This window comes from Nitratireductor pacificus pht-3B (assembly GCF_000300335.1).
GTDB classification, from domain to species: domain Bacteria; phylum Pseudomonadota; class Alphaproteobacteria; order Rhizobiales; family Rhizobiaceae; genus Nitratireductor; species Nitratireductor pacificus.
On record NZ_AMRM01000002.1, the window covers coordinates 139,568 to 152,096 of the forward strand.

8 protein-coding genes and 1 tRNA gene are annotated in these 12,529 nt (G+C 65.7%); all 9 read right to left on the reverse strand.

The window, feature by feature from the left end; all coding sequences use genetic code 11:
- Positions 1-54 precede the first annotated feature (54 nt).
- Positions 55-1,245, reverse strand: coding sequence for an ABC transporter substrate-binding protein (locus NA2_RS02160; RefSeq protein WP_008593659.1), 1,191 nt, complete (start codon positions 1,243-1,245; stop codon positions 55-57).
- Positions 1,226-2,383 (reverse strand): ABC transporter ATP-binding protein, encoded by a 1,158-nt coding sequence (locus tag NA2_RS02165; protein ID WP_008593662.1) that lies wholly within the window; start codon positions 2,381-2,383, stop codon positions 1,226-1,228. The genes NA2_RS02160 and NA2_RS02165 overlap by 20 nt, the downstream gene beginning before the upstream one ends.
- A gap of 13 nt (positions 2,384-2,396) precedes the next feature.
- Complete coding sequence (locus NA2_RS02170) at positions 2,397-4,220, reverse strand: ABC transporter permease (RefSeq protein ID WP_008593665.1); 1,824 nt, start codon at positions 4,218-4,220, stop codon at positions 2,397-2,399.
- Positions 4,221-4,222: 2 nt separating this feature from the next.
- Positions 4,223-5,092: a MurR/RpiR family transcriptional regulator gene (locus NA2_RS02175; protein WP_008593667.1), complete on the reverse strand. Its 870-nt coding sequence runs from the start codon at positions 5,090-5,092 to the stop codon at positions 4,223-4,225.
- Positions 5,093-5,707: 615 nt separating this feature from the next.
- Positions 5,708-5,783, reverse strand: a tRNA-Phe gene (locus tag NA2_RS02180).
- A gap of 149 nt (positions 5,784-5,932) precedes the next feature.
- Entirely contained in the window at positions 5,933-6,778 is an 846-nt protein-coding gene (locus tag NA2_RS02185) for an ABC transporter permease (protein WP_008593669.1), read from the reverse strand.
- Entirely contained in the window at positions 6,768-7,538 is a 771-nt protein-coding gene (locus tag NA2_RS02190; protein ID WP_008593672.1) for an ABC transporter ATP-binding protein, read from the reverse strand. The genes NA2_RS02185 and NA2_RS02190 overlap by 11 nt, the downstream gene beginning before the upstream one ends.
- Before the next feature lie 42 nt (positions 7,539-7,580).
- Positions 7,581-8,597 carry an ABC transporter substrate-binding protein gene (locus NA2_RS02195; protein WP_008593674.1) on the reverse strand — a complete coding sequence of 339 codons (1,017 nt, stop codon included), beginning with the start codon at positions 8,595-8,597 and terminating at the stop codon, positions 7,581-7,583.
- Positions 8,598-8,960: 363 nt separating this feature from the next.
- Positions 8,961-12,383, reverse strand: a complete 3,423-nt coding sequence (locus tag NA2_RS02200) for an indolepyruvate ferredoxin oxidoreductase family protein (RefSeq protein WP_008593677.1) — start codon at positions 12,381-12,383, stop codon at positions 8,961-8,963.
- Between the last annotated feature and the right edge of the window lie 146 nt (positions 12,384-12,529).

The window sequence follows — 12,529 nt, forward strand, 5'->3', positions numbered from 1 at the left end:
TTCTGGTTTGGAGGATGGCGCCCCGGCAGAAATCCTGCCGGGGCGAAGCCGAAATCACCCAAGGGCGAGATAGAGCGCCAGGAAATTGTGTTTTGAGGAGTAGATTTCGTCGGGGTCGATGGGCCAGAGTTTGAGGCTGTCGAATGGCGGCAGATCGAACTCGCGAACCTGTTCGGCTTCAAATCCGGCGCGGGCCGCGTAATCGCCGGGCTCGTTCCAGGGCTTCAGCCCTTCCTCTTCCATCATGTAGCGGATAAGAAGCTTGGCCGCGTTGGGGTGAGGAGCCTTGTCCGCGATCATGAGCGCCGTGGGATAGGTGACCCCGAAGACCGGATCGAGGTCTATCATCGGGGCGGCGGCATAAATGCCTTCCTCGTTCGACCGCATCTTCGAGAAGCTGGTGATCCCGACCGGCGGATTGTCCTGCTTCACATCCGCGACATTGTTGAAGATCTTGGTGGTCGACCCCTGAAAGATGGGCTGATTGTTGAGGAAGCGGTGCAGCCACTCCATCGCGGCATCCGGCTTGTCGACCAGCGGGTTGCTGTCGACAGCCTCGGTGACTGCTGCTGAATATTCGATCGGCGCTCCGAATTCCCGCTCATAGGCGGCGGCCATCTCGTCGGGATGCGCCAGGATCGTCTGGATGAAGTTCGCCGACAATCCATCCTCGAGCGGGCTTGGAAGCAGGGTTCGGCCGGCCCATTCGGGACGGGTGAGATCCCAGAGGGAATCGATCGGCGGTCCGTCGGGGTTGAGGGCCGTGTTGTAGAAGAGCACCCGGCTGCTATGCCGCTGGACGAGCAGGGGTGACTTCTCGTTCTCCGCGAGATCGCCGATCACCGTGTCGGGCAGGAAGTTCCAGACCAGCTCGTTTGGCAGGGCCTCGTTCAGGAGCATGGGAAATTCGGAATTGAACAGCACGTCGACGCCATAGACGCCCGACTTGTGTTCACGACGCAACTTCTCGATCTGGAGGTCGGAGGGGATGTCGTGGCCGATGATCTCCACCCCATAGCGTTCGCGGAAGTCATCGACCAGCTTGGCGATGCGTGAGGAGACCGAGTACACGACCACCTGACCCTCTTCACGCGCCGCGGCCTCGATCTCCTCCCAGTTCTGCGCCGCCGGAGCGAACTCGCCGATGCCCGCGCGCTTGCGCCAGGCTTCGTCGGCCATCGCCGCCGTCGCCGTGACGGCGATGGCGGTGGCGAGCAGCAGCGATCTAAATGCTGACAGCTTCATTTCTCTTCCTCCCTTGTGTGGGTGCATAGGCAAGCGTGCGGGGAGTTGCGTCCCTCTCGCCCGGGCGCTGCACCATCGCGCCCGTGCTCGCGTCGTAGATGTTCAGGGCCTCGGCATCGAAGCTCACATAAACGGTTTGACCCTGCTTCAGCTCGGTATCGTGGCCGACGCGCGCGATGACAGCCGTCGCGCCCCGCGTGAGCTGCACGATCGTCTCGGGACCGTTCGGCAGAACCGCCGTGATCTCATAGGGCTGCCCTGGACCCTCGCCGGCGGAGAGCGTCAGGTCCTCCGGCCGTGCGCCGACCACGATGTTCGATGGTTCCGGGGTCCAGTCCAGATCGAGCTGGATGTCGCCATTGCCATAGCGGCTGGCGCTCTTGCGCTGCATCTCGACGAGATTGATGCGCGGCATGCCGATGAATTCGGCGACAAAGACATTCTCCGGCTGGCGGTAGACCTGCCGCGGCGGCGAGACCTGCTGGATGTTGCCGTCCTTCATCACGACCACCCGCGTCGACATCGTCATCGCCTCGGTCTGGTCATGGGTGACGTAGACGGTCGTCGCGCCGGTCGCACCCTGGATGCGCTTCAGTTCGACGCGCATGTCCATGCGCAGTCGCGCATCGAGGTTGGACAGCGGCTCGTCCATCAGGAAGACGGGCGGCCGGGTCGCCAGAAGCCGGGCCAGCGCGACGCGCTGCTGCTGTCCGCCGGAAAGCTCCGACGGATAGCGCTGGTCGAGATGGGCCATGCCGAGATCGGCCAGGACCTGGTCGATGCGCCGATGGCTCTCCGCGTTCGACGTTTTCAGGACATCGAGGCCGAACTTGACGTTGTCGCGCACGGTCATGTGGGGCCAGAGCGCGTAGCTCTGGAACACCATGCCGAGATTGCGCTTGCCGGGTGGTACGAGAATGTTCTTCTCGGAGGAGAAGACGATCTCGTCGCCGATGATGATCTCTCCCTCATCGGGCGTCTCCAGGCCGGCGAGACAGCGCAAGAGAGTGGTCTTGCCGCAACCCGAAGGCCCCAGAAGGACTAGGAATTCGCCGCTTTCGATGGTGAGCGAGACATTGTTCAGGGCCGTGGCGTCGCCGTAGCGCTTGACCAGGTTTCGGATCTCAATCTTCGACATTTCCCGCTCCTCCTCAGGATTGTTTTTCGCGCAGTCGGGCCAGGCGGCCCTTGCCGATGCCCCAGAGGATCAGCTCGCCGATCATGGTCAGGACGGCGACGATCAGCACCAGCGCGTTGGAAAGCTGTGTCAGCCCTTCTTCGGCGTAGCCGAACCCCACCGTCATCAGCACGCGCGTGGATGGCGTGATCAGCAGGATGATCAGGGACAGCTCGCGCATCACCCCGACGAAGCTGACCATCATGCCGGACACCAGGCCGGAACTGGCCAGAGGCATCACAATGCGCCGAAACCGCAGCGACCAGCTTGCCCCGGCCAGCTCGGCGGCCTCTTCCAGTTCCTTGCCGATCTGCGTGATGGCCGACACGCCGGTCTTGACCGAATAGGGCAGGCGGCTGACCACGGAGATCAGAATGAGCAGCGTGAAGGTGCCGTAGAGCGCCGGGATGGGACCGACAGGCTGCGCAAAAAGCGTCAGGTACATCGCGCCGAAGGCGATCGTGGGGAACATGAAGGGAATGAAGGCGATCTGATCGAGCAGCCGTGCCAGGGGATTGTCGCCGCGCCGGACCACGATATAGGCGATTATCAGCCCGAGGACCGACGCGATGATGGCGGTGATGAAGGCCAGCTTCAGCGTGTTCCAGGTGGCGCCGAGGATATTGGTGTTGTGCAGCACCCCGGGCTCGCCGAAGGCGATGTCGGGGTTGGAGGTGCCGAGCCAGAAATGCGCGGTCAGGTTCTCCCAGCCGTAGAAGCCGTCGATCAGCATGACCGACTGCACGCCGAGCAGGATCAGCGGCAGGATGCCGACGACGAATGCAAACAGCGCGACCGCCGTGAAGACCGGCCAGCGCCAGCCGCCGAGCGCGATGACCCGGCTGCGAAAGCCCTTGCCGCTGATGGTCTCAAACCGCCGGGACTTCTTGCCGACAAAGCGGTTGGACATCCAGATCGCCGCCAGCGACATGGCGATCAGCACGATCGCGAGGACAAAGGCGAGGGAGTCGAGCCCGAGCGCCAAGTTGGCGTAAACCATCGTCGCCACCGTGTGGTACTGGGTCGGCGCGCCGAGCAGGAAGGGCAGGGCGAACTGGCCGATGGTCTTTCCGAAAGTCAGGATGAACGCCGCGGCGAAGGCCGGTGCGACCACCGGAAACGTGATGCGGCGCAGAATGGTCAGCCGGCCGGCGCCGGAGATCAGTGCGCCTTCCTCCATCTGCGAGTCGATGGTGGCCAGGGCTCCAGCAACCAGCAGATACGCGAAGGGAAAGTAGTGGATGGCGAGGGTGATCGAGATCGGCACGGCGCCATAGGAGAGCCATTCCGGCGGGGCGACGCCGATCAGCGATTGGTAAAGCCCGGGCTGGCCGCCGACCTTCGGGCTGCGGAAGACCGTCTCCCAGGCAAGCGCGATGGCGAAGGACGGGACGATGTAGGGTAGGGTCAGGAGCGGTTGCAGCCAGCGCTTTCCCGGCATGTCGGACCGGACGACGCACCAGGCCAGCATGCCGCCTGCCAGAAGCGCCAGGATCGTGGAGGCGATGCCCGTGACCAGCGTATTGACCAGCGGTCCGTAGAGCATCTTGCCCGACAATGGTCCCGCGGTTGCCTGGAGCCAGTGAAACCAGGTGAACGCGCCGGGGATCGCATCGGGGGACAATCTCCTGTCGGTATCGCCCCAGGTCAGCGTATGAACGACCAGCTGGATGAAGGGCCAGATCACCAGATAGGCCAGCACCGCAAGGAACCCGATCATCAGGATGTTCACGGGGTCAAGCAGCTTGCGCAGGGCGTTTGCGCGGAAGTGATGATCCGACAGGGAAAGACTGGTCATTCTCAATCCTTGTGGTTGTTGAGCTTGGTCCGCAGCGTCTCGAGGGCTTCGAGCCCTTCGACGGCCCGTTCGGGGTCCCGATGCGCCAGTGTCATGGCCAGCGCCTCGCAGACGAGCAGGGGCCCGGTGCGAAGCTGCATCTCGCCCTCGTCGGGGCGGGTGACGCTCAAGGTGAGATCAGGCCGCGGCCGAAGGGTCGGTCCGGTTGCGTCGCTGATGACAATCGATCGCGCGCCGATTTCTGCGACATACTCGATCACGGCGCCGTAGCCTGCCGGCAGCGAGCCCGGCGCCTGGAAGGCGAAGATCACGACAGCGTCGTTCTTGCGGACGGCCATGAGATGTTCGGCCAGATCGCGCCGCTGCATGTTGAGCGCAACCTCGGTGCGGCAGCCAATCCGGCGCAGCCGCCGGTCGAGATGGGCTACCGGCGGGGCGGCGCTGCCGCGGCCGAAAATGAATATGGTCCGCGCCTCGCGAAGATACTCGGCCGCTTCGTCGATCCCCTCCTGGCTTAGGGTATTCGAGATGGCGGCGAGCGCCGCGATCTCGCTCTCGATCAGCTTGGCGAGATTCGAGCCGCGTTCGATGCGGTCGCGCCTGAGCTGGGCCCGGCTGCTCGGCTGGTCGCCGAAGCGCGCATCCTGTCGCAGCCTGCTCTGCAGGTCGGGATAGCCATCGAAGCCGAGCTTGTTGGCCAGACGGACGACTGTCGAGGCGTGGACCTTCGCAATGCCCGCGAGTTCAGAGGCGGACCGGTAGAGCGCCGCCTCGGGGTCGTTCAGGATGATCGAGATGAGCGTCCTGTCCGCTGTGGTCAATTTGCCGTCGAACGCCTCAAGAGCGGTGCCGAAAGAGGTTGCCTGTGCCATCTGCGCCTTGCCTGTTTATGCAATGACATTATCAAAAAGTAGAATTTATGCAATGCCTTTTGCATAAATACGATCTGAGGCGGCTTGGCGGCCGGAAACCGCGTACTCCGGCAGCTGGAAGCTGAGGCGGCTCGCGCTCTTTCGGGGGGGCAGGAGCAGAGCAAAGAATTCGATTGAGAAACCGATGGACCCGTGGCGCGGATGGCCCTCACTTGACGTCATGCCCGCAGGCTCTTGCAGTGTCGGTTTATCCGGGCGCGCCTGTTTGCAAACAGGCGCCGGCGATGGCGGGGCTGGCCGACTGGCAGGACAAGGGTGGTTCCCGCGGTGCGAGGAGTGGAGGTCAGCCCGCACCCCGACGAAAGAAACGGGCGATGAACCGATCCAGGTTTTCCGAAGAGCAGATCATCGGCATTCTGAAGGGGCACCAGCCGGCCAATAACCGCCGATGGCATGCGTGATGCCCGGTGCTGCAAGCCGTACAATCCGGCCATGCGCGCGGTCGCGCTCAGATGTGACCCGAATGGCTGGACCGGACGGTGATACGCCGGCGACGGCGAATATGCGCCATGCCAGTTGGAAGCTTCGGCGAAAGGGACTGTCGGGAAGGGGTGATGGTGCCCAGAGGCGGATTCGAACCACCGACACGCGGATTTTCAATCCGCTGCTCTACCAACTGAGCTATCTGGGCTTGCCAATCGCGTGGTGCGGAGTGCCGCCACGGTCATTGTCGGCAGGGTTGGTGCTCCACCGAAAGCGCGTGGGTTATAGCACGAGATTTGCCGGTGGCAAGTGCCGTTGCGATGATTTGACGACAGATTTTTCGCCGGCCCCGCTGCGTCAGCTGCGCCAGGAGAGCAAACGCTTCTCGGCCCTGCCGATCAGCCAGGAAATGCAGAGCCCCAGCACCGACAGGAGAGCGACGCCGGCGATCAGCTGGTCGAGGGCGAACAGCGCGCCCGCCATCAGGATATAGGCGCCGATGCCGAACTCCGCGCCGATCATCTCCGCCGCCACGAGAAGCACGATGGCGATCGAGGCAGAGATGCGGAAGCCCGACAGGATCGCCGGCATCGCGCCCGGGACGATGATCTTGCGCACGATCGACAGCCAGGACAGCCCGAAGGACTGCCCCATGCGGATCAGGTTGCGATCGACATTGTCGACGCCGGCATAGGTGGCGATCACGGTCGGGAAGAAAGTGCCGAACAGGATCGTCGCCACCTTCGAACCCTCGCCGATGCCGAACCAGATGATGAACAGCGGAAGGAGCGCGATCTTCGGCACCGGGAAGAGGGCGGAGACGAGCGGCAGCAGGCCGGAGCGCGCCAGCGAGAACAGGCCGATGGCGAGGCCGAAGGCGATGCCCAGCAGGCTCCCAAGCGTCCAGCCCACCACCAGCCGGTAGAGGCTGGCGCCCAGATGCTTCCACAGCATGCCGGTCGTCGCGAGGTCGACCAGCGCGCCGAAGGCCTCGGAGGGGGCGGGCAGGGCGATCGGGCTGATGAAGCCGCTCCGCGCGCCGATCTCCCAGAGCGCGAGGATGGCGAGGAAGACGACCGGCGCGACCGAGCCGAGCGGCCGGTGGACGAACCCGCCGCCGCGGAACGGCACCGGGCGCTGCACCGCCGGGTCGGCGCTGGCCGGGGCAGCGGACGCCTCGGATGCGGCGGTCTCATGCGACATCGGTAATCTCCCGGTCGGCCTCGCGCGCCTCCTCGCGCATGATCTCCCAGACGCGGCGCTGGAGCTTCTCCAGTTCGGCCAGCCTTTCGGCGCGCTCGGCGAGCGGCATCTCGATCTCGACCACCTCGCGGATGCGGCCCGGGCGGCGTGACAAGACGACGATGCGGCGGCCGAGGCGCACGGCTTCATTGAGATTGTGCGTCACGTAGCAGGCGGAGAAACGCTCCCGGCTCCACAGGGCGATCAGGTCGTCCATCAGCAGTTCGCGCGTCTGGCTGTCGAGCGCGGAGAGCGGCTCGTCCATCAGCATGATCGCCGGCTTGACGGCGAGCGCCCGGGCGATCGCCACGCGCTGCTTCATGCCGCCGGAAAGCTGGCGCGGCAGCGCCCTTGCGAAATCGGTGAGATTGGTGCGCGCCAGCACATCGGCGATGACGGCGCGCCGCTCCCGGCCGTTGATCCCGTGGTCCTCGAGCACGAGGCTGACATTGCCTTCCACGGTGCGCCAGGGCAGCAGGGCGAAATCCTGGAAGATGTAGGTCAGCGGATTGAGCGAACCCTCCGGCGGTGCGCCGGAAACCAGCGCCTGTCCGCCGGCCGGCCGCTCCAGCCCGCCGGCGATGCGCAGCAGCGTGGACTTCCCGCAGCCGGAAGGGCCGACGATGCAGACGATCTCGCCGTCGTCCACGGTGAACGAGATGTCGTCGAGCACGGTGGTCCCGCCGTAGCGGTGGCTGATGTTCTGGAGGGCGAGCTGCATCGGCTGAGGTGCGCCGCCCCGACGGACGGGGCGGCGAGCGCTTTAGCGGGTTTCCACGAAGCTGGTATCGACCAGCTTCTCCATGGTGACACCCTCGGGCACCAGGCCTTCCGACTTGAACCATTCGAGCTGGTCCTCGACGCTGGCGAGGCTGAGCGCCGCGCTCTCGTTGATGCGCATGGCGCCGGCGCGGATGCGCGGATCGGCCTTGTCGAGCGGCTGGTCGGCATAGATGTATTTGTGGATCATGGCGACGATGGCCGCCGTGTCCTCTTCGCTCATCGACTTGTCGACCAGCGCCGCATTGTAGTCGGCGATGCCCTTGGACAGGCCGGCCAGGAAGCGCTTAACGAGGTCGGGCTTGTCCGCCACATTGGCGGTCGAGGTGAACACCGTGGTGACCTGGTAATTGTCGATATAGTCGGAGACCTTGCCGATCTCGACCACTTCCGGCCCCTTGGTGAGCCCGCTGGCGATGTTCGGCACGATCGACCAGGCGTCGATCTGCCCGCTCTTCAGCGCGGCGATGACGGCCGGCACCTTCTGCAGCGGCTTCACCTGGATCTCGGAGCGGGCGAACCCCTCCTTGTCGGCGATCTTGTGCGCCATGTAGTGGAAGGACGAGCCGGTTGTGGTGATGCCGAAGCTGCGGCCCTTCAGGGCCGCCGGCGTGGTGACGCCCGCGTCGTGCGCCGCCTTCGAGACGAGGATCTTCTGGCCCTCGATCTCCGGCGTCTCCTGCAGTGCGCCGCCGATCACCTTGATGACGCCCTTGTCGGCGAGGCTGATCAGGCCGCCGGAAATGGCCGTCATGCCGAAATCCACGTCGCCGGAAGCGATGGCCACCGCCATCGGCTGCGCCGCCTGGAAGGATACGAAGGCGACCTCCAGGTCCTGCTCGGCGAAATAGCCCTTCGCCTCGGCGATGATGCTCGGCGAATGGGAGGCCAGCGAGAGGATGCCGACATTGATCTTGTCGGCCGCCTGCGCGCCGGTGCCTGCCGCGACCGCGCCGGCCAGAACCAGCGCGCCGAAGGTCCTGCGTGAAAATCGATACATCTGAAACTCCTGAATTCTCCTACCCTGCAAGGCTCATGGCACAGAGCCGGCATGGGGGGCAAGTGAAACCGGCCGATCGGGGCGGGCTGGCGCGATCCGACCATCGTGGAGCGCGCGGCCACCCCCTCTGCCCTGCCGGGCATCTCCCCCTCAAGGGGGGAGATTTGGCGGTGGCATCGTTTCGCCAATCATCCACGTCGAGGGAGAAGCGGTTCATTGCCGCCAGCCAATCTCCCCCCTTGAGGGGGAGATGCCCGGCAGGGCAGAGGGGGGGTGAGGCGCAGACATCTCAAGACAAACACCTCCATCCCCGCGCGGGCTTCACCGCCGAGGCATGAGCATGGGTCCGGCCGCCGCCCTCCTTCAGTGAAGCCGCGCTTCCATCTCCGCCTTGACGCGCGCCGCCGCTTCCTCCTTCACCGGTCCATAGCCGCGGATCTGCATCGGCAGGGCCAGTGTCTCGGCGAGAGCCGCCGCGTTCTCCGCGTCGAGCTTGCTCAGGGCGGTTTCAACCTGTGCGCCGTACCAGTCGATCAGCCCGCGCTCCATGCGCCGCTCGGCGGTGCCGCCGAACGGGTCGAAGGCGGTGCCGCGCAGGCGCTTCATGCGGGCGAGCACGCGGAAGGGCAGGCGCACCCAAGGGCCGAAGGCGCGCTTGAGCGGACGGCCGCGCGCATCCTCGCCGGATGCCAGGAAGGGCGGGGCCAGGTGGTGGACGATGCGGTAGTCGCCCTCGAACTCCTGCGCCAGCCGCTCGGTGAAGCCCGTTTCCATGTGCAGGCGGGCGACCTCGTATTCGTCCTTGTAGGCCATCAGCTTGAACAGCGAGCGGGCGACGGCGCTGCTGACGGCCTCGCCACCGAGCGGCGCCTCGGCGGCGCGCACCTTGTCGACCAGCCGGCGGTAGCGGGCGGCATAGGCGGCGTCCTGATAATCGGTCAGGAAGGCCTCGCGCCGGCTGACGATCTGGTCGAGCGTCCGGTCGGGTTCCGGCGGGGGCGAAAGCAGCGCCTTCAGCGCATCGGGCCTGGCGGCGGCGAGGCGGCCGACCAGGAAGGCGCGGTGGTTCTTCTCGACGGCGACGCCATTGAGCACGATGGCCTGCGCCAGCGCGTTGAGCGAGACCGGCACTAGGCCGAGCTGCCAGGCGAAGCCGAGCATCATGACATTGGCGAACACCGTGTCGCCCATCAGCTTTTCCGAAAGGCGGTTGGCGTCCATGGCGGTCAGCCCGTCTTTGCCGGTCACGCCCTCGATGGCCGCCAGCCGGGCATCGATGCGCAGGCTCGCGTCGCGCTTGCGCACGATGTCGCCGGTCGGCATCTCGGCCAGGTTGACGGCGGCGCGCATGCCCGGCCGGTAGCTGGCCGACGCCTTGGGCGAGGAGGCAACGACGATGTCGCAGCCGATCAGAGCATCCGCCGCGCCGCGGTCGATGCGCACCTGATGGATTGCCGCCGGGCTTTCGGCCAGCCGCACATAGGAGAGCACCGGGCCGAATTTCTGCGCGAAGCCGGTGAAGTCGAGCACGCTCGATCCCTTGCCCTCCAGATGCGCGGCCATCGTGACGAGCGCCCCGACCGTGACCACGCCGGTGCCGCCGACGCCGGTGATCAGGAGGTCGAAAGGCCTGTCGAGAGACGGCAGCTCCGGTTCGGCGAGATCGGCGGCGAGCGCCGTCAGATCGACCTCCATGCCCGTGCGCTTCTTCCGCTCGGCGCCCTCGACGGTGACGAAGCTCGGGCAGAAGCCGTTAAGGCAGGAGAAATCCTTGTTGCAGGACGACTGGTTGATCTGCCGCTTGGTGCCGAACTCCGTTTCCTTCGGCTCGACGGACAGGCAGTTGGACTCCACCGAACAGTCGCCGCAGCCCTCGCAGACCAGGTCGTTGATGACGACGAAGGTCTTCGGATCCTCCATCTGGCCGCGCTTGCGGCGGCGGCGCTTCTCGGTCGCGCAGGTCTGCTCGTAGATCAGGACGGAGACGCCCTCGACCTCGCGCAGCGCGCGCTGGACCGCGTCCATCTCGCGCCGGTGGTGGATGGTGGTGCCGGCGGGCAGGTCGCCGGGCTGGAATTTCTCCGGGTGGTCGGAGACGAGCGCGATGCGCTCGACGCCCTCGGCGCGCGAGGCGTTGGCGATGCCCTGCACGCTGACGGGGCCGTCGACCGGCTGCCCGCCGGTCATGGCGACGGCGTCGTTGTAGAGGATCTTGAAGGTCATGTTGGCCTTCGCGGCGATCGCCTGGCGGACGGCCATCGAGCCGGAGTGATACCAGGTGCCCTCGCCGAGATTCTGGAACACGTGGTTCCTGCCGGTGAACAGCGAGGAGGCCGCCCAGTTGACGCCCTCGCCGCCCATCTGGATCAGCGACGAGGTCTCGCGGTCCATCCAGCTCGCCATGAAATGGCAGCCGATGCCGGCCAGGGCCTGCGAGCCCTCGGGCACCTTGGTCGAGGTGTTGTGCGGGCAGCCGGAGCAGAAATAGGGGGTGCGGGTGGCGCCCTCCACCTGCAATGCGACGGACGGGGTGGCGAGGATCTTTTCGGCGCGGGCGGCAAAGCCGCTGCCCGGGAAGATGCCGTCGAGGCGGCGGGCGACGATGGGCAGGAGGAGGCGCGGCGACAATTCGCCGGTCCACGGCACCAGCCGCTCGCCATTCTCGTCGCGCTTGCCCACTATGGCGTGCGGCTTGTGGCCCGGCCAGTCGTAGAAATACTCCTTGAACTGGCTTTCGACGATGCCGCGCTTCTCCTCGATGACGAGGACTTCCTGCTTGTCCTTGACGAAGTCGAGCGCCGAACGCCGGGCGAGCGGCCAGACCATGCCGATCTTGTAGATGTCGATGCCGAGCTTGCGGCACTCCGCCTCGCCGATGCCGAGCAGGCGCAGCGCCTCCATCAGGTCGAGATGCGCCTTGCCGGTGGTGACGATGCCGAAACGGGCGTCCCTGACATCGTAGATGTGGCGGTCGATCGGGTTGGCCTCGGCGAAGGCGAGCACGGCGTGCTTCTTCGCCTCCATGCGCTCCTCGATCTGCGGTCCGGGCAGGTCCGGCCAGCGATAGTGCAGCCCGCCGGGCGGGGGCGTGAAATCGGGCGCCTCGAAGACGCGGTCTTCCGGCAGGTCGAAGGACGAGGCGGATTCAACGGTCTCGGAGATGGCCTTGAAGCCGACCCACATGCCGGAGAAGCGCGACAGCGCGTAGCCATATTCGGCGAATTGCAGATACTCGTCGATGCCGGCCGGGCTGAGCGTCGGCATGAACCAGGCCATGAAGGCGACGTCGGACTGGTGTGGCATGGAGGAGGAGACGCAGCCATGGTCGTCGCCGGCGACCACCAGAACGCCGCCATGCGGCGAGGAACCATAGGCGTTGCCGTGCTTCAGCGCGTCGCCGGAGCGGTCGACGCCCGGCCCCTTGCCGTACCAGAGGCCGAAGACGCCATCGACCTCGCGCTTCGGATTGGTCTCCACCTGCTGGCTGCCGAGCACGGCGGTGGCGGCGAGGTCCTCGTTGACGGCGGGGAGGAATTCGATGCGGGCTTCCGCGACCCGCTTCTTGGCGCGCCATAGCTCCAGGTCCAGCGCGCCGAGCGGCGAGCCGCGATAGCCGGAGATGAAGCCTGCGGTGTTGAGGCCGGCGGCGCGGTCGCGACGCGCCTGGTCGAGCGCGGCGCGCACCAGCGCCTGCGTGCCCGTCATGAAGACGCGGCCCTTCTGCTGCTCGTAGCGGTCCTCGAGCCGATAGCGCGACAACAAGCCGGTCTTCTGATGAACGGTCATGGGCTCCTCCTGCGGCTCCTCCTGCCTTGCTTGGAACAATTCTAAACCGCGTGCGCTGGAATTTCCTGCCAGATATGGCGATTTCAGGCTGGATAATGGTAGGATTGACCGGATATTGTGCATTAACAGAAATGAATGGAAGGTTT

Coding starts and splice junctions, on each gene's coding strand:
- NA2_RS02160 (WP_008593659.1), bottom strand. CDS start 1,245: ATGAAGCTGTCAGCATTTAGATCGCTGCTGCTCGCCACCGCCATCGCC.
- NA2_RS02165 (WP_008593662.1), bottom strand. CDS start 2,383: ATGTCGAAGATTGAGATCCGAAACCTGGTCAAGCGCTACGGCGACGCC.
- NA2_RS02170 (WP_008593665.1), bottom strand. CDS start 4,220: ATGACCAGTCTTTCCCTGTCGGATCATCACTTCCGCGCAAACGCCCTG.
- NA2_RS02175 (WP_008593667.1), bottom strand. CDS start 5,092: ATGGCACAGGCAACCTCTTTCGGCACCGCTCTTGAGGCGTTCGACGGC.
- NA2_RS02185 (WP_008593669.1), bottom strand. CDS start 6,778: ATGTCGCATGAGACCGCCGCATCCGAGGCGTCCGCTGCCCCGGCCAGC.
- NA2_RS02190 (WP_008593672.1), bottom strand. CDS start 7,538: ATGCAGCTCGCCCTCCAGAACATCAGCCACCGCTACGGCGGGACCACC.
- NA2_RS02195 (WP_008593674.1), bottom strand. CDS start 8,597: ATGTATCGATTTTCACGCAGGACCTTCGGCGCGCTGGTTCTGGCCGGC.
- NA2_RS02200 (WP_008593677.1), bottom strand. CDS start 12,383: ATGACCGTTCATCAGAAGACCGGCTTGTTGTCGCGCTATCGGCTCGAG.